Here is a 23,901-nt window from a genome sequence, read left to right on the forward strand (position 1 = left end):
TCTACTCAACCGGGTCGTCGGGGACCGCGTCGTAGGCGGCTTGGACGGCGGCGAGCGCCGAGTCGTCCACGGTGAACTCGACGTCGTCGATCCGCGACACCCCGACCACGCCGATCGAGTTGGTCAGGAACGCGCCGCGGTAGCGGCCGACGTCGGCCAGCCGCACCACCTCCCGGCGCGACGGCAGCTGCCGTTCCAGCAACTGCATGGTGGTGCCGTGCAGCCAGTCCGCCCGCGGCCACACCACGCCGCCGGTGGCGTCGAAGAACCCGATGTTGGCGATCGCGCCCTCCACCACCAGGCCGTCGGCGGTGAGCAGCGCGTCGTCGTAACCGGCCTGCTCGGCGCGTTTGCGGTGGTGGAACTGGCCGAAGCCGCCGAGGTGCTTCACGTGCGGCAGGGGGCGGGTGTAGTTCACCGACATGAGGCGTTGCGGCGTGGTCGGGGGAGTGGTCGGCGGGAGCACCGCGACCATCACGGACGGCGCGTGGAGGCCGAACACGGTGACCCGCACGGCCGCGTCGCGGATGTCGCCGAGCGCGTGGGCGATGAGGGTGCGGACGTGGTCGCCGTGCAGCGGGGTGCCGTACAGCTCGCGGTTGGCCTGGTCGAGCCGGTGCAGGTGCAGGTCGAGGCCCTTGACGCGGCGGTCGCGGAGCTGAAGGGCGGTGAAGTGCCCGTAGTTGGCCAGCAGGCCGGTCGCCAGCCGGTCGGTGGTGGGCGGCTCGCCGTCGATCTCGATCCTCAGCACGGACGCGACCGTAGCGTGGCGGGAATCGAGGGTCGGCGGTCGTTGCCGCCGTCGTGGGTGGCGGAGAGGGTGGACGGTGTGGAACGCGAGGTTCTGGTGGTCGGGTACGACGGTGCGGCGCTGACCGACATCGCGGGCCCGGCGGACGTGTTCGACGGCGCGAACCGGGCCTGTGCTGCCGATCGGGCAGGCGTCGGGCCGGACTGGGTCGGCCCGGTGGGCGACGGCGGCAAGCCGGACGGGGTCGGCCGGGTGGACGACGGCGGAGTACGCGGAGGGTCCGGCGGCGCGGATCGGGTGGCCGCCGGCGGGGGTGGGCGGTCGAGTGCCCGTGGCGGTTACCGGGTGCGGTTGGCGGCGGTCGGTGGCGGGTTCTCGGTGACCGGTGGGTTGCGGGTGGAGGCCGAGGACCTGAGGGAGGTGACCGGGGCGGTGGACACCGTGCTGGTGGTCGGTGGGTTCACGTTCGCCGACGCGGCACGCGACGCCGAGCTGCTGCACCACCTGCGGCGGGTCGCGGCCGGCGCGCGCAGGGTCGGCAGCGTCTGCACGGGCGCGTTCGTGCTGGCGGCGGCCGGGTTGCTGGACGGTGCGCGGGCCACCACGCACTGGGCGTTCTGCGACCGGCTGGCCGCCGACCACCCCTCGGTGGACGTGGTACCGGACGCGATCCACGTGCAGGACGGGCGGCTGGTCACGTCCGCCGGCGTCACCGCGGGCATCGACCTGGCACTCGCACTGGTGGAGCGCGACCACGACGCCGCGCTGGCCCGGCTCGTCGCCCGCTGGATGGTGGTGTTCCTGCAGCGTCCCGGCGGGCAGTCGCAGTTCAGCGTGCGGTCACGGGTGCCGCCGGTGCGGGAACCGGGGCTGCGGGCCGTGCTCGACGCGATCGCCGACGACCCGGCGGCCGGCTGGACGGTCGACGAGATGGCCCGCCGTGCCGCGATGAGCGCGCGGCACTTCGCCCGCGTGTTCCCGCGCCGGGTCGGCGTCTCGCCCGCCCGGTACGTGGAACGGGTCCGGGTCGAGGCGGCGGCGAACGTGCTGGAGTCGGGTGACGAGGGGTTGGACGTCGTGGCCCGGCGCACGGGTTTCGGTTCGGCGGAGACGTTGCGCCGGGCTTTCCTGCGGGTGCTCGGCGTGACGCCGGGCGGTTACCGCGACAGGTTCCGCACCACCGGTGCGGCATAGGAGGGGGATCGACGTGGACGTGGCGTTCGTGCTCTACCCGAAGATGACGGCGCTGGACCTGGTCGGGCCGTACGAGGTGCTGGGCCACCAGCCGGAGGTGACCTCGCACTTCGTCGCCGAGTCACTCGAACCGGTGGTCACCGACGCCGGGCTGACGATGCTGCCGACCACGACGTTCGCCGAGCTGGACCGCGCCGACCTGATCGTGGTGCCCGGTTCGGGCCGGTGGGAGGACGCGTTGGCGGACGGCGTGGTCGCGGCGTGGCTGCGGGAGGTGCACCCGACCGCGACGTGGACCACGTCGGTGTGCACCGGGTCGACGCTGCTGGCGCAGGCGGGCATCCTGGCAGGCCGGCCCGCGACCACGCACTGGGCGGTGCGCGACGAGCTGGCCGCCCGCGGCGCGGTGGTGAGCACCGACCGGGTGGTGGTCGACGGGTCCGTGGTCACCGCCGCGGGGGTGTCCGCCGGGATCGACCTGGCGCTCACCCTCGTCGGCCGGATCTGGGGTGACGAGCGGGGCCGGTTCACCCAGCTGTTCATCGAGTACGACCCCCAGCCGCCCTACCGGGTCGAGGTCCCCGACGAGCCGCCCGCCGACCTCGTCACCTTCGCCCGCAGCGTGTTCGGGCAATGACCGGGTGACCGCGGCCAGCACGGCGGGCTGCCCGCCGTGCCGGCGCAGTACTCGCAGCGGCAACCCGGCCAGCGCCAGCACCGACCCCTCCGCGAACAGCTCGCCGTCCAGGTCGAGCGTGCCGCCGACGACGATCACCAGCGCGTCCCGCCACTCGGCGGGGTCGTAGGGGTGTTCATCCGCGACGGTCACCAGCCGGACGTCGAAGCTCACAGCGCCTCGGGCAGGCCGAAGAGCGGGAACCGGTCGGACGGGAACGTGATGATCTCCGCGATCTCGTCGCCCTCGATGCGCAGCACGTCCATCGCCACCGGCTTGAAGAGCTCCTCGCCCGGCTTGCGGGTGTAGCCGGCGAACGCGGGCTGCCGGTTCGCCCGGGTCTCGAGCACCTTCCACTCGCCGAACGCCTCCGGGCCCACCATCACCGGCGCCCAGAGGTCGATCACGGCGTCGCGGCCGACGTGCCACTCCGGCTGCGGCGGCATCGTCCACGTGACGTCCTCGCGCAACGCCGACGCCATCAGCTCCAGGTCGCAGCGCTCGGTGGCCTCCACGAACTTGCGGATCACCGCCTTCTCCCGCGGGTTCGGCCCGCCCGACCAGTCGGCACGCCGTTGCGGCAGGTGCTTGCGCATGGTGACGCGGGCGCGTTGCAGCGCGCTGTTCACCGCGGGCACGGTCTCCTCCAGCAAAGCCGCCGTCTCGCTCGCCGGCCAGCCCAGCACGTCCCGCAGCACCAGCACCGCGCGCTGCCTGGCGGGCAGGTGCTGCACCGCGGCCAGGAACGCCAGCTCGATCGTCTCCCGCGCCACCACCTCCGCGTCCGGCTCGGCGTCCAGCAGGGCGTCCGGGAACGGCTGCAGCCACGGCACGTCGGCCGCGGGCACGTCGTCGGTGACGCCCTGCGCGGGACGGCGGTCGATCACGTCGAGGCACGCGTTCGTCGCGATCCGGTACAGCCAGGCGCGGAACGACGAACGCCCCTCGAAGGTGTCCCGGGAGCGCCACGCCTTGAGGAACGTCTCCTGCACCAGGTCCTCCGCCTCGTCGAACGAGCCGAGCAGCCGGTAGCAGTGCACCCGCAGCTCGTGGCGGTACTGCTCGGTCTCCCGCGTGAAGTCCACCGTCATCTGCGCAACCTCGCTCATGGTCACCCTCCGGGCTTGTACGGTGACGTGCCGGTCGCACGTCGCACAACTTGTGACCGGCCGGGCCCGGGAAACTCATCGGTCGCGTCGGGATCGGCCGCGTCGGATCGGGGGAGCAGTTGGTCGGGGGCACGGGGTTCCGCGCGGTGTTCGCGGTGCCGGAGTTCCGGGTGCTGTGGTCGGCGGCCGTGCTGTCGACCGTCGGCGACCAGTTGGCCCGGGTGGCGTTGTCGGTGCTGGTGTTCCAGCGCACCGGCTCGGCGGCGTGGACGGCGTTGACGTACGCGCTGACGATGCTGCCCGCGCTGGTGTCCGGTGTGCTGCTGACAGGGCTGGCCGACCGGTACCCGCGGCGGACCGTGATGGTGGTCGCGGACGTGGTGCGGGCCGTGCTGCTGGCCGTGATGGCGGTGCCGGGCGTGCCGCTGCCGGTGGTGGCCGCGCTGCTGGTGGTGGCGCAGCTGGCGGAGCCGCCGTTCGCCGCCGCGCAGGGCGCGCTGCTGCCGTCCGTGCTGGGGGAGAAGTACGAGGCGGGCCAGTCGGTGCACCTGATCACGCACCAGGCCGGGCTGCTGCTGGGTTTCGTCGGCGGCGGGCTGGTGGTGGCGTGGCTGGGCACGTCCGGGGCGCTGCTCGCGGACGGGGTGACGTTCGCGTTGTCGGCTGTGCTGCTCAGGTTCGGCCTGCGGCAGCGGCCCGCCCCGGCGTTCGTGCCCGCCGCGCACGTCCGGATCCGGGCGGGTGCGGCGCTGGTGTGGCGGGACCGGCGGCTGCGGCTGCTGGTCGGGCTGGGGTGGCTGGCGCTGTTCACCGTGGTGCCGGAGGGGTTGGCCGCGCCGTTCTCGGCGGAGGTCGGCGCCGGTGTGGCGGGGGTCGGGCTGCTGCTGGCCGCCGACCCGGCCGGGATGGTGCTGGGCACGGTGCTGCTGCGGTTCCTGCCCGCGTCGGTGCGCGTGCGGGTGCTCGGGCTGCTCGCCGTGGCCACCGCGTTGCCGCTGGTCGGGTACTTGTTCGCGCCGAACCTGGTGGGTGCGGTGGCGTTGTTGGCGTTGAGCGGCGTGTTCAGCGCCTACCAGGTGACGGCGGGTGCGACGTTCGTCCGCCTGGTGCCGGACGAGCAGCGCGGCCAGGCGTTGGGCTTCGCGCGCAGCGGCCTGGTCGCGGCGCAGGGCATCGGTGTCGCGGCGGGCGGACTGCTGGCGTCCGCGACGGGCTCGGCGACGACCGCGATCGCCGTGGCCGGCATCGCGGGGACCGTCCTGGCGCTGACCGTCACGGCCGCGTGGTCCCGCGTCGCACCGGCGGCGGTGCCGTGAGCGTTGAATTCGGGGTGCGTGAACGTAGGACACGCGCGGGCTGGAGGTTGGACTCTCGCGGGCTGGAGGTTGGACTCTCGCGTTCTGGAGGTAGGACACGCGCGTGCTGTGGCGCAACCGGTCGTTCCTGCTGTTGTGGGCCGGGCAGTCCGTGTCGCTCGTCGGGTCGCAGGTGACGGTGGTCGCGGTGCCGTTGGTGGCGGCCTTGACGTTGGACGCGGGAGCCTGGGGGATCGCGGTGGTGACCGCGTGCGGGCGGCTGCCGTACCTGGTGTTCGGGTTGCCGGCCGGAGTGTGGGTGGACCGGTTGCCCAGGCGGGCGGTGGCCGGGGTGTGCGCGGTCGGGCAGGCGGTGGCCCTGGCGGTGGTGCCGGTCGCGGCGGGGCTCGGTGTGCTGTCGGTGGGGTTGTTGGCCGCGGTGGCGGCGGTGGCGGGGACGTTCGCGGTGTTCGCCGACATCGCCGGGTTGGCCTTGGTGCCGATGGTGGTGCCCGCCGGGCAGTTGACCCGGGCCCAGGGCGCTGTCGAGGTGGGGCAGGCGACGGCGCAGGTCGCCGGACCCGCGTTGGGCGGGTGGCTGGTCGGGGCGATCACGGCCGCGGGCGCGGTGGCGGCCGACGCGGTCAGCTTCCTCGTCGCGGCGGTCACCTTGCTGTGGGTGCGGGTGGTCGAACGGCCGCAGGTCGGTGCCGGGATGTGGGCCGGGGTGCGGGCCGTGTTCGGCCACCAGGGACTGCGGCGGGTCACGCTGTGCACGGCGACCCATGTCTTCTGGTTCAACGCCTTCACCGTCGTGGTGCTGCTGCACCTGGTGTCGGCGTTGGGGCTGTCGGCCGCGCAGGCGGGGTTGACGCTGTCCGCGGGTGCGGTCGGTGGGCTGGTGGGCGCACTCGTCGCGGCCCGGTTGGGCGAGCGGTGGGGCCGGCGGCGGACGATGGTCGTCGCGATCCTGGTCACCGGTGCGGGGCAGGCGCTGGTTGCGGTGGACCAGTTCGTGATCGGCGCGGTGGCGGTGATGTGGTGCGCGCTCCAGGTCTACAACGTGCACCAGGTGCCGGTGCGGTACGAGGCGACGCCCGCCGCGCTGCACGGGAGGGTCAACGCGACGATCCGCACGGCGGTCTGGGGTTCCGCGCCCGCGGGGGCGCTGGTGGGCGGGCTGCTCGGCGACGCAGTCGGCCCGCGCGCGACGCTCGTGCTCAGCGGTGTCGGCGCCGCGACGGCGTGCCTGTGGCTGATCCGGGCACGGGTCGGTTGAGACCGGCCGCGCCGGCCGCGGGAGTGGTGTGCTCGCCGCGGCCCGCACGTGGCCTCGGGGGTCGTCGTTCACCGTCGCTCGTGGAACCCGTCTTCACCAGATCTTGTCGCGCATGGCGGCGCACCTCCCCTCGACGTGGCTCGCAGCTGTCCGAGAACACCGGGCACCAGGGGGATCACCAGATCTTGTCGCGCACAACCACACCTCACTCCCGTCTCGACACGGCTTCCGACCAGCGGTTTCACCAGATCTTGTCGCGCATCGCGAGCACCTCCAGTGGTTTGCGTCACCCCGGTAGCGGCTGACAGCGACACAGGTCACCATTACTGTGACCCTCCGTCCGGACGCCATGACGGTCCGGGGCAGACAGTCGTGAGGAACCATGGGCAGAGCGCGTTCGACGTCGTCGGGCGATCGACGCTGGTCACTATGGTCCCTGCCCAAGCGGGCCCTGGTGTACGTGCTGTCGGTGGATCTGCTCGCCGTGCTCGCGATCGCCGCCACCACCGCCTGGCCCGTGCCCGCCGACTCGTGGACCACGTTCGCCGTCCTGCTCGGCTGCGCCGCGCTGCACCTGCACTGCTCCCGCTGGATCGAGCGCATCCGCCGCGACCACAGCCACCTGCCGCACGTCGACCTGTGCAGCATCTGGATCCTCGCCGGCGCGCTGGTCCTGCCGCCCGCGCTCGCCGTCGCGCTCGTCGTGCTGATGTACGCGCACCGCTGGTGGGTCGTCGGCCGCTGGGACGCCTCCCGCCCACCGCACCGCAACGTGTTCACCACGTCGATGATGGTGCTGGCCACGCTCTCCGCGAGCACCGTGGCGGGCCTCACCGGCCTGCGCGAGAACCTGCGGGCCGGGCAGCCCGGCGGCGCGCTCGACCTCGTCGGCGTGGTCGGCGCGGGCGCGGCGCAGTGGCTGGTCAACACCGCCCTGGTGGCCGCGGTGATCCTGCTGACCGTCCGGCCGCGCTCGGTGAAGGACGCCCTCGGCAGCGGCGCCGACAACCTGCTCGAAGCCGGTCAGCTCGCACTGGGCGGGTTCGTCGCGCTCGCCGTGGCGTGGTGGCCCGGGTTCGCGCTGCCGATGGTCGTCGCGGCCGTCGCCCTGCACCGCACCGTGCTGATCCACCAGCTGGAGCTGGCCGCCCGCACCGACACCAAGACCGGTCTGCTCAACGCCGAGGCCTGGCACCTGCAGGCGACGCTGGAGCTGCAGCGCACCCGCCAGCAGCCGCCCGGCGCGCGGGTCGGCCTGTTCATGATCGACGTCGACCACTTCAAGGACATCAACGACACGCACGGCCACCAGACCGGCGACCTCGTGCTGCGGCGCATCGCGGCGGCGCTGGAGTGCGCGGTCCGGCGCGGAGACGCGGTGGGCCGCTTCGGCGGCGAGGAGTTCGCCGTGCTGCTGCCCGGCGTGGACCACGAGGAGGCGACGGCGATCGCCGAGCGGGTGCGCTCGGAGGTCCACCGGGTCCTCGTGGACGACGGCAACGGCGGCGTGGTGGCCGGTCTCACGGTCAGCATCGGCATCGCGGTGTGGCCCGAGGTCGCCGAGGACACCGTGTCCGGGCTGCTCGCGGCGGCGGACGCGGCGCTGTACGAGGCGAAGCGGCTCGGCCGCGACCAGGTGCAGGCGGCGGGCAGGCACCGCCGCGCGCCGTGGACGCCCGCGGCCCGCTCCGAACGACCCGGTGTGTAACAACCGCGACTACCCGCCGGATTTGCTGCAGGTCGGGCCTTCGGTGGCGTAGTTTCTGCCCGCCACCTCCGACACGGTGGCCTCTCCTCGGTTGCAAGGGTCGTGAGCCAGTGGACCTCGGTGCCCCGCACGGAATCCGCTTCCGCTTCGAAGCGGGGCTGCTGCGTGCCGTCCTGCTCGACGTGCACCGCAAACCGCCCGTCGCCGCGGGCGAGGAGCTGACCGCCGAGGCGGGCGCCCGCGACCTGCTGGTCGACCAGACCTGCGACGGGCACGTGCGCGCGGTGCTGCGGCAGCGGTTCGACCTGCCCGCGCCCGCGCGCTGGCGGCTCGCCGTGGACGCGCCCGCCACCGCGACCGCCGGCGGTGTGTCGTTCGCCCTGCCCGACGCGGTGACGCTGCACGTGTCCGGTTCGGCGCCGTGCGAGATCGCCGAGGGCGGTGTGTGCGTGCAGCTGCCCGCGGGCGAGTCGGAGCTGGACGTCACGGTGGTCAGCGAGCCGGTGTTCGACGTCGGCGACACGGTCGTGGTGTGCCGCCCGGACCAGGTGCGCGAGGCCGCCGTCGTGGTGTCGTGCCTGCCCGCCGACCGCGTCACGCCCGTCATCACCCTCAAACCGGCGGATTCGTCCTCCCACCGGCACGACCGGTTGGTGGCCCACCTGCTCGACGCCGTGGGCGTGCGCCGGGTGGTGTTCCTCGCCGATCCCGACGACGACAGCACCGGTTCCGCTGCCACGCTCTTCGGTGACCTGCCCGAACACGTGCACCTGCCGTGCGAGGACCCGGTCGGGCTGACCGGCAAGGCGTGGGAGCTGCTGCGCGGCGGGGGCGAGCCCGAGCGCACGCTCGACGTCGCGCCGGACGCCGATTTCGTCGCCGCCCTGTTCACCGCCCTGCGCACCGGCGCGGCGCTGCGCGTGGACGAGGACGCGCCGCCCGTGCCGTTCGCCGAGCACAACCCCGACGACACCGACGAGGCCGTGCTGGTGGAACGCACCGGCGAGGCCGACGACCTGGTGGCCGCCGGGTACGCCCACCACCGCGGCGCCCGGCTGGTGATCACGCCCGCACCGGACCTGACCGCGGTGGGCTCGGTGGTGGCCGAGGAGCAGGAGCGGGTCACCGCGGCGGCGGGCGCGATCGGTGACGCGGTCAAGGGCATCGGGTTCGTCGAGGCGCTGTGGCGGTACCTGTCCACCGGCGGGCACGACCCCTTCGCGGCGGTCGAGGAGGTGGTCACCGCGCAGGTGCCCGCCGAGGCGATCGCGGAGGTCGGCGACCGCGGGCTGACCGCGTTCACCACCGGCCTGCCCTACTCGTTCGTGCACACCGCCGACGTGAACTGGGCGCGCAAGCCGATCGGGCACGTGGTGGCCGACCCGGCGCTGGTCGTGCTCACCGAGCTGCACCGGGTCGGGGTGGCGCGCGAGCCCGGCGCGTTCAGCCTGGTGGTCGACTCCGGCTCGTTCCGCACACCCGGCGGAGCCGAGAACCGGACGACAGCGCCCGAGACCACGGCGTCCTCGGGCCACCACACCCACCCGATCGTGCTGTCCGAAGAGGAAGCCTCACCGGACGTGCTGCGCGGCCTGGTCGTGGACCTGCCGGTCGAGCTGGTGTTCTTCAACTGCCACGACGCCGACGACGCGATCGTGCTCGGCGGGCACGCGCTGCCCGACGAGGACCTGCCGGTGACGCTGCCGCACCGGCCGATCGTGTTCAACAACTCGTGCCGGTCGTGGACCGGGCTGGGGCGTGAGTTCGTCCGCGCCGGCGCCCGCGGCTACATCGGCACGCTGTGGACCATCCCGCCGAACCTGGCCGCCGGGTTCGCCCGCACCGTCGTGCGCCGGCTCACCGCCGAGGAGACACCCGCCGCGCGGGCCATCGTCAACACCGGCACACCGGGCGGCATCGAGCGGTCCTACCTGTACGTCGGCACGGTCAACGGCAGGCTGGACGAGTGGCGCGACCGGTCCACCACCGACGCCGAGGCCGCGCTGACCGGCTGCGAGCTGCTGGCCGCCGCCGCACGGGACCGCGCCGGGCCGCTGTCGCCCGTGCTGCACCGGGAGATCACCGCGCTGCGCGAGGTCGCCGAGGCGGGCGGGGTGGCCGACACCCCGTCCTACGCCGACGTGCTGCTGGCCGAGCTGGAGCTGGAAACCGACGACGAGCGGGCCGCCGACCTGGTCGACCGGGTCGACGCGCTGCTGACCGGGCTCGACCTGCCCGACGACGAGCTCGAACCGCTCTGGGCGACCAGGTTCGAGCTCACCGGCGACCGGGCCGAGCGGCGTGGGGAATACGGGGCCGCGCTCGCGGACTTCGAACGGTGTGTGGGCTTGGGCGACGCGTGCCGCGACCGGGCGGCCGTCCTGCTGCGGATGGCGAGGCTGCTGATGCACGAGGGCAGGACCGACGAAGCCGGCCAGGCGGCGCGGCTGGCGTACGACGAACACCTGGCCGGACAGGACAGACCCGGGCAGCTGGAGTCGATCATCGTGCTGGACGAACTCGGCGACGCCGACCCCGAAACCGCCCTCCGGTACGCCGTCGAGGGCCACGACCTGGCCGAGGAGGTGGGCGACCCGGCGCGGCAGGCCGCGTTCAAGCTCGCCGAGTGCGACCGGCACCGCGAGCGCGGAAACCTGGCCGCGGCGATCGACGCCGGGTCCCGCGCGGTGGAGCTGTTCCGCGACCTCGGTGACGACCGGCAGGAGCTGGCCGCGCTGCGGCGGCTCGGCGCGTGCCACCGCGACCGGGGCGACCTGGAGACCGCGCAGCACTACGCCGCCGTGGGGCTGGCCCGGGCCGAGCAGGTGGGCGCGGCGGCCGAGGTGGCGTCGTTCCACGACGACCTGGGCGGCGTGCTGACCGCGCGTGGCGAGCACGCCAAGGCGTTGGGGCACTACCGGCACGCGGTGGAGAAGCTGGTCGCCACGGGCGCGTGGGAGCGCGGCGCGGAACTGCTGCCGCACCTGGCCGTGGGCGCGGTCCGGGCGGGCGACCCGGAGGCGCTGTGGACCGCGGCCCTGTCCGGTGGCCTGATCTGCGAGGTCGCGCCGCGCGAGGTGTGGAAGTCGGTCCTGCCGCTGGTGGTGGACTCGATGAAGCGGGCGATCGAGACCGGGCCGCTGGAGCTGACCGAACGCGGCATGACCGACTTCGCCAGCGCGGTGACCGCGGGCAGGCGCGAGGACATGCCGTTCCAGGTCGGTCTGCTCGCGGACGTGGTGGTCGTGCTGCTGGCGTGGCTGATGGACCGCGCCGACGCGCACATCCTCGCGTTCGCCCGCGAACTCGACCGCACCAGCGGCGGCGTGCTCGACCTGGTCGGCTACCTGTCCGTGCCGTACGCCGAACGCGCCCGCAACCCCGGGACCGGCCGGTCGCGGCCCACCAGCGGCCTTCGCTGAGGTCGTCCGGCACCGGGCGGTACGGCGGCCGAAGTCCACCGCGTGCGGGGTCAGTTCCCCCGGTACTCGGCCGCCGTGCGCGGGTAGAGCTCGCGGTAGGCCGCCAGGTGGCCCCAGGGCGTGGTGACGGACTCCGCCCGGAACAGGCCGTGGACCAGGGCGCGGGCGAAGACCGCCCGTGCGGCGGCGAGCACCTCGCCGGCGTCGGCGTCGTGGGTGCCGGTCGAGGCGGCGAACACGGTGTCGCCGTCCGTCAGGCCGTGCGCCGGGCGGACGGCCGTCGCCAGCCCGTCCTGCGCGGCGCCGGCCAGGGCGAACAGGTGCGGCAGGCGGGCGTTCGTGGCGACCACGCCGATGACCGTGTTGAACGGCGGCGCGTGGCCCTCGACCCGGGCCGCGGCCAGGTCGTCGCCCTGGTAGGCGGGGAACTCCCCCGGCAGGCCGAGGCCCGCGGCGAACGGCAGGCCGGTGTCGACGTCGACCGCCGGGCCGACCGCGTTGAGCGCGGCGATCGCGCCGACCACCACGCCACCGGGCAGCGCGACGCTCGCCGTGCCCAGGCCGCCTTTCAGGGTGGCGTTGAGCGCACCCGTGCCCGCGCCGACGTTGCCCTGTCCCACTTCTACGCCCGCACGGCGCACGGCCTCCGCGCCCTCCGCCGGCCCCGGGCGGGCGTGGAAGTCACCGCCGCGGCCGAGGTCGAACAACGCGGCGGCGGGCACGAACGACCCAAGCTCGCGCGCCGCACCATCGGCCGCCGCCAACCCGTACGCGCTGCCGCCGGTCAGCACGACGCCGCGCACTTCCCGGCCGCCGTAGCGCGGGTCGAGCGCGGCGGTGTCCCGGGTCGCCGGAGCACCACCGCGAACGTCCACAGTGGACAGTGTGCCGGGCGGGAACAGCACGGCCGTCGTGCCGGTCAACGCGCCGTCGCCGATCCGCGTGGCGTGCCCGACCAGCACACCCGGCACATCGGTGATCGCGTTCCGCACGACGCCGATGCTACGGCCGACCCGGTGCCGGGACTCTCGCGGCCCACCGGGAATTCATCCTGCGGCGGGACACGCGCGGTCACCGCGAATCCGGCAAAAGTCCTGGTCAGCGCCGTGCGGTGGGCTGGGTCACCGCCGGTCGCGGCCCAGGTGGATCGGCCGAACGGTTCAACGATCAAGGATTAGGCCGTTCGGGTGAGTGTGTACGTCCGGTTCGTCAGGCAGAGTTCTGGCCCGATCGGACGATGACGGCAGCCCATCAGCAGGTTGCCCGGTACGGGGGGTTCCTGGTGGTGGCTCTATTCGGCGTGCGCGGAAACAGACCGCGCGGCAAGAGACTCGTGGCTTTGCTGGCGGCTTCGGTGGTCGGGGTGGCCGTGGTGCAGCCGGTGGCGGTGGCGGCTCCGGACCCGGCGCCGGTGGCGGTGGTGGACGAGGCGGTGGACGAGGCTTCGGCGCAGGAGTTGGCGAAGCGGCTGGGTCGGCCGGTGCGGATCACGGGGAAGACGTCGGAGACCGACGAGTTCTGGGCGACGCCGGAGGGTTCGTTCACGTGGCGGCAGCACCAGCGGCCGGTGCGGGTGCGTCGTGACGGTGGGTGGGTCGCGGCGGACACGACGTTGGAGCGTCGTGCGGACGGGACCGTGGCGCCGAGGGCCGCGGTGGTGGGGTTGACGCTGTCGGGTGGTGGCAAGGGGTCCAAGGCGCGCGGGCCGTTGGTGCGGATGGCGCACAACGGTGCCGAGGTGGGGCTGGGATGGGAGACCGATCTGCCGGAGCCGGTGCTGGAGGGGGCGACGGCGACGTACCCGGAGGTGTTGCCGGGGGTGGACCTGCGGGTCACGGCGGACGTGGTCGGGTTCTCCGAGGTGCTGGTGGTGAAGACGCCGGAGGCGGCGAAGAACCCGAAGCTGCGCAAGGTGACGTTCGGTTCGCACACGAAGAACTCGCGGGTGCGGGCGGTCGAGCGCAAGGCCAAGGCCGACAGCCCCGGCCTGGAGGTCGTGGACGCCTCCGGTTCGGTGGTGTTCACCGGTGACGCGACGCGGATGTGGGACTCCAGTGGTGACGATCGGCGTGACCCGCGGCGGGCGGTGATGGGTGTCGAGGTGTCGGACGGGAGCGTGAGCATCGTCCCGGACCAGGCGTTCCTGGAAGACCCGAACACGCGCTACCCGGTGTTCCTGGACCCGGAGTACTCCTGTGGTGCGTGTGGGAAGGCGCACCACGTGGTGGTGCAGTCCGGTGCGGGCATGACCGGGGCGAAGAACTTCGACGCGACCACCGGTGCGCTGAGTGATCTGAAGGCGGGTTATCAGACCACGGACGCTTCGGGGACGTCGCGTTCGTACGTGCAGATGAACACCGGTCCGCTGAGCGGCAAGGTGGTCGACTGGGCGACGTTGAACACGACGTTGCTCTACTCGTGGTGGAGCGCTCCGACGGCGACGTCGACGGAGCTGCACCTGGCGGGCTGGATCGACGCGAACACCACGTGGGACAACCAGCCGGGCGGGGCGGTGTTGCCGGGTACGTCGCGGACGTGGCTGTCGTCGGTGAACACGACCAACCAGTCCAAGGCGCCGAACGTGCCGATGCAGTTCGGTGCGACGGACGCGGTGCGGGCGGCGGCGGCCGGCGGTTGGGGCCTCACGACGTTCCTGCTCAAGGGCGAGAGCGAGTCCAACACGTCCTCGTGGCGGAGGTTCGGGCTGAACCCGTACCTGGAGGTGCGCTACAACTCCACGCCCAACAACCCGACCGACCACGCGATGCAGAACGGCACGGTGCCGTGCGTGAAGGGCGCGAACCGGCCGTACGTGTTCACCCGCACGCCGCAGCTGCAGGCACGGGTGTCCGACCCGGACGGCGGCACCCTCCACGTGCTGGTCGCGACCAGCGGCGGCCCGTACGGCGCGGACGTGCCGGGTTCCTACCACGACAACGCGGCCACGCTGTCCCAGTCCACGATCGGCACACCCGGACCCAACCAGGCCGCGCTGGTCCAGGTGCACGTGCCGGAGGGCTGGATCACCTCGGACGGCATCTACAAGTGGGCGATGCGGGTGTCGGACGGTGCCTTGTCCTCGCCCCGGTGGGACTGGGACTGCGAGTTCTACGTCAACACCACGGTCCCGCTGGCGCCGTCCGTGTGGGCCACGAACACCCCGGTCAACCAGGGTGACACCGCGACGTTCGGCGTCAGCGTGAACCTGGCGACCCCCGGCATGTTCGACATCGACCGGTTCATCTACACCACGGACGGCAGCGTGCCGTCGACGCAGGGCTCGCCGAGCGTGCCCGCGGGCAGGGTCGCCAGTACCGACGGCAGGGTCTGGGCGCACGCGTCGTTGTCGACCACCGCGGTCAACGCGCAGCAGAACCTGATCCGGGTGCGGGCGGTGAACAAGGCGGGCACACCGGGCCCGGACGGCACCTGCACGAGTCCGCTGGTCACCGTGGGTGCCGCGCCCAATGCCGCGTGCGGCTACACGGTGCTGCCGCTGACGTCGGCGAAGTTCCTCAAGGGCGCGTGGGCGCTGGACGACCAGTCGGGGCCGACCGCGGCGGACAACGTCGCCGTGCTCAACCCCGGTGAGACCGCGCACCCGGCCACGTTGACCGAGGCGGGCTGGAACATCGGGTACAGCCGGGGTAACGCGTGGACCCAGGCCGACGCGTTCGGCGCCAAGGACGGCGTCAAGGGCGGGATCAACATCCGGCCCAACGGCTACCTGTCCACCACCGGGCCGGTGCTCGACACCAGCAAGTCGTTCAGCGTCGCCACGTGGGTCTACCTGCAGCAGAACGACAACTGGTTCACGGTGCTGTCCCAGGACGGCAACTCGGTCAGCGGCTTCTTCCTGCAGTACTCGGCCGGGCTGGGCAAGTGGAGCCTCTCCACCAAGGCAGGCGACGACATCAACAGCGAGACCTACCGCGCCACGTCCGTGGACGCCACCGCCGTGCCCATGCTCCACGCCTGGACCCACCTGATCGGCACCTACGACGAGAACACCAGGCAGCTGTCGCTCTACGTCAACGGCAAGCCGGCGGGCTCGGTGGTCATGGCGACCCCGCTGTGGAACGCGGGCGGGCCGTTCGTCATCGGCGCGGCCAAGTGGGACGGCTCGCGCGCCGACCACTTCCCGGGTCAGGTGGACGACGTGCAGGCGTGGCAGCGGGTGCTGTCTCCGCAGGACGCGCACGACCTCGCCACCGCGTCCGCGCCGCGGGCGAACCTGGGCCTGGCCGAGGGTGCGGCCGAGCTGCTGGCCACCGGTGCGACCGGTGACGAGTTCAACCCTCCCTACGCGCCCGCACCGGTGAAGACGCTGGAGGGGTACTGGAAGTTCGACGAGAACGCGGGCACGACCGCGGCCGATTCCAGCAACAACGGCGCCGGGTACGCGAACAACCTGATCACCACGGGTGCGTCCTGGGTGCCCGGCAAGTCCGGTAGCGCCCTGCACTACAACGGCACGGAGACCAGCTACAGCTACTCGACCGGGCCCGCGGTGAACACCTCGCAGTCGTTCACCGTGTCCGCGTGGGTCAAGCTGGACGACCTCAACGGCTACTACGCCGTGGCGGGCCAGTCCGGCGTGCACACGCCCGGCTTCGCCATCCGCTACTCGCCGGACGTCAACGCCTGGATCTTCGGCCTGAACCCGTCCGACACGGTGGACGCGTCCACGCAGTGGGCGTACCGCGGCAACACGGTCGCTTCGGCCGGGGTGTGGACGCTGGTGACGGGCGTCTACAACAACGAGTCCAAGCGCATCCAGCTCTACGTGGACGGCAAGCTGACGGCGTCCCGGTCGTTCACCGGCACGCCGTGGAACGCCGCCGGGAGGGTCACCGTCGGCGGGTACAACTTCAACGGGCCGGAGGTCGGCACGATGCGGGGCGCCATCGACTCGGTGCAGGTGTGGCAGCAGGCGTTGACCGCGAGCCAGGTCGCGGCGCTGGCCGGGCTGTCCTACGTGGACGGCGTCTGGAACCTCAACGGCCACACCGCGGGTACCGCCACCGGCGGGGCGTCCCTCGTCGCGACGGACAACGCGGCGAACGTGTCGCTCTCCGGTGCTCCGGGTACGGCCGTCATCCTGCCCCGTCCGCGCGACTTCCGCACCGACCGCTCGTACACCGTGTCCGCGTGGGTGAAGATCAACGCCGACGCGGGCGGTGCGCACACCGCGGTGAGCCAGGACGACACGACGAACAGCTCGTTCATGCTCGGCTACCGCAGGGGTTCAGGCGAAGCGCAGGGCCGATGGGCGTTCGCGGTGTCGTGCGACCGGACCACGGCCAACTGCTTGCGCACGGCGTACAGCGACGCGGCGGCCGTGCCCGACACGTGGACGCACCTCGCGGCGACCCTCGACACGGTGACCGGCAAGGTCTGCCTGTTCGTCAACGGCGAACCGCAGGACGGTGCGAGCGGCTGCGTCGACGCGACGGGCTTCCACTTCGGCGCGGGCTCGCTGGTCCTGGGCCGCAGCCTGTGGGGCGGTAACCAGGTCGACCTGTGGCGGGGTGGTGTGGCGGGTGTTCGCGTCTACTCCGGCGTGCGCACGGTCGACCAGATCAAGGGCGACCGCACCGCCGACGACCCGGGTTCCCTCTTCGGACTCGTCCACTGACCTTTCACGTTCTCCCACTTCCAGGTTGAGACGGGAATCATGAACAGACGTAGAGCCGGTGTGCTCGCCAAGTCCACCATCGTCGCGATCGTGGTGCTGTTGACCGCGACGAGTCCGATTCCGGCGTTGGCCGCGCCGAAGAAGGGTTGGCACGGCCTGGGGTGGGACCTGCCCGCGTTGCAGGACACGCGGTCGGTGCCCGGTACCGGTGACCAGGCCCGTCCCGTGCCGCGGGCGGAGTCGGCCGAGCGGGCGATGACCGCGCCGCCGCAGGTGCGGCTGCCGCAGCCCGGTCGCGCCGTGGTCGATCTGGCGCCCGCCGCCGCGTCGGCCCGCACCACGCCCGTTGCCGCGGGTGTGACGGGTCTGGAGGTCGGTCGGGGTCGGGGCAAGACCGGTCGTGCGCCGGACGGGGCCACGGCGGCGGGTCGGTCGTCGGGCCGGGTCGAGGTGGAGTCGGTGGACGGCGCCCGGGTCGGCTTCCGGGGTCCGGTGTACCGGATCAGCCCGGTGTCGGGTGACGTGTCGGGTCCGCTCGCGGTGCGGTTGGACTATTCGGGGTTCGCCGCCGCTTACGGTGGTGATTACGGGCAGCGGTTGCGGCTGCTGTCCTACCCGGACTGCGTGCTGTCCACTCCGGACAAGCCGGAATGCCGGGTGGGTACGCCGGTGGAGCACGTGAACCGCGCGGGCCGGGACCTGGTCGGCGAGGTCGCGTTGGCGTCGGCGACGAGCGCGACGGTGCTGGCCGCGACCGCGGATGCTGACAGTGGTCAGGGTGACTACACGGCGACGCCGCTGTCTCCGACCGGATCGTGGTCGGCGGGCGGTTCGGCCGGGGACTTCTCCTACAGCTATCCGATCAAGGTGCCGGCGGCGTTGGGTGGTGCGACGCCGGGGGTGTCGTTGGCGTATTCGTCGGGTTCGGTGGACGGGGCGACGTCGGCGACGAACAACCAGGCGTCGTGGGTCGGTGACGGCTGGTCGCTGGCCGCGGGCGGGTTCATCGAGCGGTCCTACAAGTCGTGCGCGGAGGACTTGGGCGGGAACAACGGGCAGACCAAGACCGGTGACCAGTGCTGGGCCACGGACAACGCGACGATGGCGTTGGCCGGTCGCAGCAACCAGCTGGTCAAGGACACGGCGAACCCGGACGTGTGGCGTCCGCGCCAGGAGGACGGCTCGAAGGTCGAGCGGCTCTACGGTGCGGTGAACGGGGCGCTCAACGGTGAGCACTGGAAGATCACGACGGTCGACGGCACGCAGTACTTCTTCGGCCTGAACCGGATGCCGGGTTGGGTGGCGGGCAAGCCGGAGACGCAGTCGACGTTCACCACCGCGGTGTTCGGCAACCACGACAACGAGCCCTGCAAAGCGACGGCGTTCGCGGACTCGTCGTGCACGCAGGCGTGGCGCTGGAACCTGGACTACGTGGTCGACCCGCGCGGCAACATCACCTCCTACTACTACCAGCCGGAGACCAACGCCTACGGCCGCAACCTCAACATCACCACCGCGGGCACCACCTACACCCGCGGCGGTTACCTGCTGCGGCTGGAGTACGGGCTGAACACCAACGCCGGTGGCGCCTACGCGCAGCCGGCCGCGCGGGTGGTGTTCGACACCGCCGAGCGCTGCGTGCCCGGTGGTGCCGTCACCTGCGACCCCTCCCAGCTCAACGACACCACGGCGACGTCCTGGCCGGACGTGCCCGCGGACCTGATCTGCGCGGCGGGTGCGGTGTGCGAGAACGTCTCCCCGTCGTTCTTCACCCGCAGGAAGCTGACCACCATCACCACCCAGGTGGGCAACGGTGCGGGTGGCTGGCTGGACGCCGACCGGTGGGCGCTCAACCACACGTTCCCGGTGACCGGTGACGGCGGCAACCCGCCGCTGTGGCTGGAGAGCATCACCCGCACGGGCCTGGTCGGGGGGTCGGCTTCGCTGCCGCCGACCACGTTCGGGGGTATCGCGAAGTCCAACCGGACCCGCGCGCACCAGGACTACACCAGCCTGTCGCGGTACCGGATCACGACGGTGACCGGTGAGCTGGGCGGTGTGACCACGGTGGACTACACCGGTCCGGACTGCCAGTCAGGCACCCCGGACCCGGCGACCAACACCACCCGCTGCTACCCGGTGTACTGGACGCCGCCGGGTGCGACCGATCCGGTGCTGGACTGGTTCAACAAGTACGTGGTCACCGACGTGCACGCCGATGGCCGCACGACGCTGGGCAAGCAGACCCGCACCCACTACGACTACCTCGACGGCGGTGCCTGGCACTACGACGAGGCCTTCTTCGCCAAGCCCGAGCACCGCACCTGGTCGCAGTGGCGTGGTTACGGCAAGGTCAAGACGACCTTGGGCAACCCCGACGACCCGTCCGGCCCGCGGACGGTGACCGAGACGCTGTACCTGCGCGGCATGGACGGTGACGTCGCCCCCGGCGGCACCCGCTCGGTGTCGGTGACCGACTCGCTGGGCGAGTCCGTCACCGATTCCAAGCAGCACGCGGGTGTCGCCCGGGAAACCCTGACCTACCTGGGCAGCCAGGTGATCAAGGCCGTGGTGAACGATCCGTGGTCCTCGGCCGCGACCGCCACCGACGTCAACGGCGTCCAAGCGTTCTACACCGGCACCGGGGTTTCCCGTTCCCGGGTGTGGCTGGCCGCGTCGAACAAGTGGCGCACCTCCCGGACCACCACGACCTACGGCGACCACGGTCTGGTGGCCTCGGTGCAGACCGAGGGCGACATCGACGACCCGGGCCAGACCAGCTGCGCACGCACGACCTACGCGCAGAACACCGGCGCGTGGATGCTGAACTACCCCAACTCGGCGCGGACGGTGTCCGGGCCCTGCGCCGACGACAACCCGGCGACCAGTGCCAACATCATCTCGTCGGCGCGCAAGCTCTACGACGGCCAGGCGTTCGGCGTGGCGCCGACCCGCGGTGACGTGACCGAATCGCACACCCTCGCCGAGTGGCCCGCCGGTGGCGCGGAGGTCTACCAGACCCCGTCCGCCAAGACCACCTACGACACGGTCTACGGCCGGGCGGTGGCCACCACCGACGCGCTCAACCGGACCACCACCATCAGCTACACCCCGGCCACCGGCAGCCCGGTCACCAACGTGGTCACCACGTCACCGCAGGTCGTCATCGCCGGCGTGTCGACCGCGCTCACCACGACCGAGGAGATCAACCCCGCCTCCGGCCTGGTGACGGGCCAGATCGACCAGGGCGGGCTGCGGACCGACGTCGCCCACGACCCGCTGGGCCGGATCACCGCGGTCTGGAAGCCCGGTCACAGCAAGAGCGCGAACGCGCCGGCGGACGCCAAGTACGAGTACGCCGTCAACACCGGCTCGCCGAGCGTCGTGGCGTCCCAGCGGCTGCTGGCCTCCGGGCTCTACGCCACCAGCTACAGCCTGTTCGACGGGCTGGGCCGCAACGTGCAGACCCAGTCGCCCACCTCCTACGCGCAGGGCGGCCGGGTGGTCGAGGACACCCTGCACGACTCGCAGGGCCGCGTGTGGAAGATCCACGCGCCGTACTGGAACAGCGCCGTGCCGTCGACGTCACTGCACGTCGTGCAGGACAACGCGGTGCCGCGCACCGCGGAGACCCGCTACGACTCGGCCGGGCGGGCGACGGCCGTGCTGTCGCTGCGCGACGGTTTCGAGCAGTGGCGCACCACCACGACCTATGACGGCGACCGGGTCACCACCGTCCCGCCGCTCGGCGGCACCGCGTCCGCGGTCATCAGCAACGGGCTGGGCCAGAAGGTGATGACCCAGCAGTTCAAGACCCGCACGCACACCGGACCGACCGACCCGGCCGACACCACCACCTACACCTACCACCGCTCCGGAAAGCTCCACACGATCAAGGACAGCACCGGCGCCAACACCTGGACCCACGACTACGACCTGCTGGGCCGCAAGGTGTCCCAGACCGACCCCGACTCCGGCACCAGCACCACCACCTACGACGCGGCCGGCCAGGTCCTCACGACCACCGACGCCCGGAACAAGACCCTCGCGTTCACCTACGACAACCTCGGCCGCAAGACCGGCCTGTTCGACACCACCACGTCGGGCCTGAGGCTCGCGAGCTGGCTCTACGACACCAAGCTCAAGGGCAGGCCGACGAACTCGGTGCGCTTCTCGGGCGGCAAGGCCTACGTCCGGGCCGTCTCCGGCTACGACACCGCCGGCAGGCCGACCGGCTCGACCCTGGTGATCCCCACCAGCGAGACCGGCATCGGCGGCACGTACTCGTTCTCGGTCACCTACGACCCCAACAGCGGCGCCGTCGCCACCGTCAGCTCACCCCAGGCCGGTGGCCTGCCGGCGGAGACGATCTACCGCGGCTACGACGCGCTGGGCCTGCCCACCGAGTCGTTCGCGGCCAACGGCACCGGCGGCACCAAGCTGGTGTCCCAGACCACCTACAACCCGTTCGGTCAGGTGCTGCGGACGAACTTCGCCGACGCCAACGACCCCAAGCAGGTCTCGACCACGCACACGTACGACGACTTCACCGCCAGGCTCGCCTCGACCCTGGCCGTCCGCGCCACCACCACCGACCAGTACCTCGTCAACCGCGCCTACACCTACAACCAGGTCGGCGACGTCACCGAGGTGGACGACACCTCGACGGCCGTCCCGGACAACCAGTGCTTCGGCTACGACTACCTGCGCCGCCTGACCTCGGCGTGGACACCGTCGTCGGGCAACTGCGCGGTCGCACCGTCGGTGACCGGGCTCGGAGGCCCCGCCCCGTACTGGACGGACTGGACCTACGACACGACCGGCAACCGGAAGAAGCAGACCAAGCACACCGCCGCCGGCGACACGGTCACGTCACTGCACTACCCGGAGCCCGGCCTGCCCCGGCCGCACGCCGTCACCTCCACGACCACCACGAACCCGGACGGCACCCAGACCACGGCGACCTACGGCTACAACGCGGTGGGCAGCACCGAGGCCCGACCCGGCCACGAGATCAGGCACGACCAGGAAGGCCGGGTCGCCGTCGACAAGGACACGGCCACCAACAAGGAGTCGACCTACCTCTACGACGCGGACGGCACCAGGCTGATCTCGCGGGAAGCCGCGGGCACCACGCTCTACGCCGCCGACGTGGAGCTGTTCGTCCCGACCGGCTCCACCACCGCCACCGGCACCCGCTACTACACCCACGGCGGCACGAACGTCGCACGCCGGACCGCCGGCAAGCTCACGTGGACGGTCGAGGACCACCAGGGCACCGCCCTCCGCGCCGTCGACGCGAGCACCCTCGCGGTCACCAAGCGCTACCAGGACCCGTTCGGCGTGGCCCGCGGCCCGCTGCCCGGGTCCTGGCCGGACCGGCACGGCTTCATCGGCGGCGTGCAGGACCCCGGCGGCACAGTGCACCTCGGCGCCCGCGAGTACGACCCGGCGCTGGGCCGGTTCACCTCCGTCGACCCGTTGCTCGACGAGGACAACCCCCAGCAGTGGAACGGCTACGCCTACGCCGACAACAACCCGGTCACGCTGAGCGACCCGACCGGTCTGGCGACGTGGATGTGCCCCGATGGCGAATGCGGTCAACACGGCAAGGGCGGGCTGGGCTACGACCGGTCCGGCTCGAACCCGTCGACCCCGTCCAACTCGTCGGCACCCGCACCGGATGACGAGTGGACGGCGGCCTACTCACCCGAGACCGACGACCCCAACCGGTTGATCTCGGTGTGGTACGCGATGTACGCCCAGCGCGAGGGCTTCTGGAACACCGACATGGGCGACGGGCACCACGCCTGCTTCGGCCGCAAGGGCTGCCAGGCGGCCTGGATCTACTTGCAGGGCGACGGCGCCGACGTCGCCAAGGCGAAGACCATCGCGGCCACGTACTGCCTCGAGAACGCGAGGGAGTGCGCCGGCGAGGACAACGCCGAGCAGGTCGTGATGCAGATGTACAACGACGCCCTGGGGAACATGTCCGGCTTCGCCGGCGTCGGCGCGAGGGCCGTCAAGCCCGCACCGAAGGGCGGGAGGTGCGTCAACAGCTTCACCGGCGACACCTTGGTGCTGATGGCCGATGGCTCCACCAAGCGCATCGACCAGATCGTCGTCGGTGACGAGGTCGCCAACAGCGAACCGGAGAGCGAGCAGACCGAGACGCACGAGGTCCTGGCCGTCATCATCACCGATGCCGACAAGGACTACGTCGACGTGACCGTGGCGACCCCGGACGGTCCGAAGACCATCCACGCCACGGCCCACCACCCGTTCTACGACGCGACCGATGACCTATGGGTGGACGCGGCCGACTTGGAGGTCGGCGAGCAGCTCAACACGCCCGGCAACGGCCGTGCGGTGATCGCCGACCTGCGCCACTACAAGGCGAACCTGCGCACCTTCAACCTGACGATCGACACCGTCCACACCTACTATGTCCTGGCCGGATCGACCCCGGTCCTCGTCCACAACAACAACTGCCCCATCAGCCCAGGGCAAGACCTCATCGATGGCCAAGCTCAGCTGCACATCATCCGCGGTGACCGGACCGGGGGCGGGCACAAGTGGCCGGGGCAACCCGGGAAGACGGTGTTTCCCATGAGTTGGAGCACCGAGAAGATCCTGGATAGCGTGGCGGACGTGGCCACCAGCCCGCAGAGTGTGTGGAAGCAGCAGACCGGAAAGAAGGGACAGCTGTACACGAAGAACAACGATCCTTCTCGATGGGCGATCGAGGGGGTTGTGGAAGGGATCAACATCCGGGTCATCTACGAGCCGGCGACCGGCCGGGTCGTCACCGGATTCCCGTTCTAGCGAC

General features: G+C 72.1%; 11 protein-coding genes. 8 read left to right on the forward strand and 3 right to left on the reverse strand.

What is annotated here, in order from left to right:
* Position 1 precedes the first annotated feature (1 nt).
* Positions 2-751 carry an aminotransferase class IV gene (locus B0I31_RS30280; RefSeq protein ID WP_106618800.1) on the reverse strand — a complete coding sequence of 250 codons (750 nt, stop codon included), beginning with the start codon at positions 749-751 and terminating at the stop codon, positions 2-4.
* 78 nt (positions 752-829) lie between these two features.
* Between B0I31_RS30280 and B0I31_RS30285 the strand changes: the two genes are divergently transcribed.
* Positions 830-1,945, forward strand: a complete 1,116-nt coding sequence (locus tag B0I31_RS30285; RefSeq protein ID WP_245950555.1) for a GlxA family transcriptional regulator — start codon at positions 830-832, stop codon at positions 1,943-1,945.
* A gap of 13 nt (positions 1,946-1,958) precedes the next feature.
* On the forward strand, positions 1,959-2,582 hold the full coding sequence (locus B0I31_RS30290; protein WP_106618801.1) for a DJ-1/PfpI family protein: 624 nt from the start codon (positions 1,959-1,961) through the stop codon (positions 2,580-2,582).
* Between the two features lie 209 nt (positions 2,583-2,791).
* Here the strand turns inward: B0I31_RS30290 and B0I31_RS30295 are convergent, their stop codons facing one another.
* Positions 2,792-3,736 carry an RNA polymerase subunit sigma-70 gene (locus B0I31_RS30295; RefSeq protein ID WP_281262328.1) on the reverse strand — a complete coding sequence of 315 codons (945 nt, stop codon included), beginning with the start codon at positions 3,734-3,736 and terminating at the stop codon, positions 2,792-2,794.
* A gap of 113 nt (positions 3,737-3,849) precedes the next feature.
* On the opposite strand from B0I31_RS30295, the gene B0I31_RS30300 reads away from it, so the two are divergent.
* The 4 genes from B0I31_RS30300 (at position 3,850) to B0I31_RS30315 (ending at position 11,434) form a co-directional block, all read left to right on the forward strand.
* Positions 3,850-5,046, forward strand: coding sequence for an MFS transporter (locus tag B0I31_RS30300; RefSeq protein ID WP_106618803.1), 1,197 nt, complete (start codon positions 3,850-3,852; stop codon positions 5,044-5,046).
* A 103-nt stretch (positions 5,047-5,149) separates the two neighbouring features.
* A complete protein-coding gene (locus tag B0I31_RS30305; RefSeq protein ID WP_106618804.1) occupies positions 5,150-6,304 on the forward strand; it encodes an MFS transporter in 1,155 nt (384 codons plus the stop codon).
* Positions 6,305-6,686: 382 nt separating this feature from the next.
* Positions 6,687-8,012 (forward strand): GGDEF domain-containing protein, encoded by a 1,326-nt coding sequence (locus B0I31_RS30310; protein WP_106618805.1) that lies wholly within the window; start codon positions 6,687-6,689, stop codon positions 8,010-8,012.
* 110 nt (positions 8,013-8,122) lie between these two features.
* A complete protein-coding gene (locus B0I31_RS30315; protein ID WP_106618806.1) occupies positions 8,123-11,434 on the forward strand; it encodes a tetratricopeptide repeat protein in 3,312 nt (1,103 codons plus the stop codon).
* Positions 11,435-11,484: 50 nt separating this feature from the next.
* Here B0I31_RS30315 and B0I31_RS30320 read toward each other — a convergent pair whose 3' ends face one another.
* Complete coding sequence (locus B0I31_RS30320) at positions 11,485-12,426, reverse strand: P1 family peptidase (RefSeq protein WP_106618807.1); 942 nt, start codon at positions 12,424-12,426, stop codon at positions 11,485-11,487.
* 308 nt (positions 12,427-12,734) lie between these two features.
* On the opposite strand from B0I31_RS30320, the gene B0I31_RS42735 reads away from it, so the two are divergent.
* Together B0I31_RS42735 and B0I31_RS30330 are read left to right on the forward strand one after the other, a co-directional pair.
* Positions 12,735-17,072: a LamG domain-containing protein gene (locus tag B0I31_RS42735; RefSeq protein ID WP_146173995.1), complete on the forward strand. Its 4,338-nt coding sequence runs from the start codon at positions 12,735-12,737 to the stop codon at positions 17,070-17,072.
* 39 nt (positions 17,073-17,111) lie between these two features.
* Positions 17,112-23,897, forward strand: a complete 6,786-nt coding sequence (locus B0I31_RS30330; RefSeq protein WP_146173996.1) for an RHS repeat-associated core domain-containing protein — start codon at positions 17,112-17,114, stop codon at positions 23,895-23,897.
* Positions 23,898-23,901 lie beyond the last annotated feature (4 nt).

The organism is Saccharothrix carnea (assembly GCF_003014735.1).
In the GTDB taxonomy this organism is placed as follows: domain Bacteria; phylum Actinomycetota; class Actinomycetes; order Mycobacteriales; family Pseudonocardiaceae; genus Actinosynnema; species Actinosynnema carneum.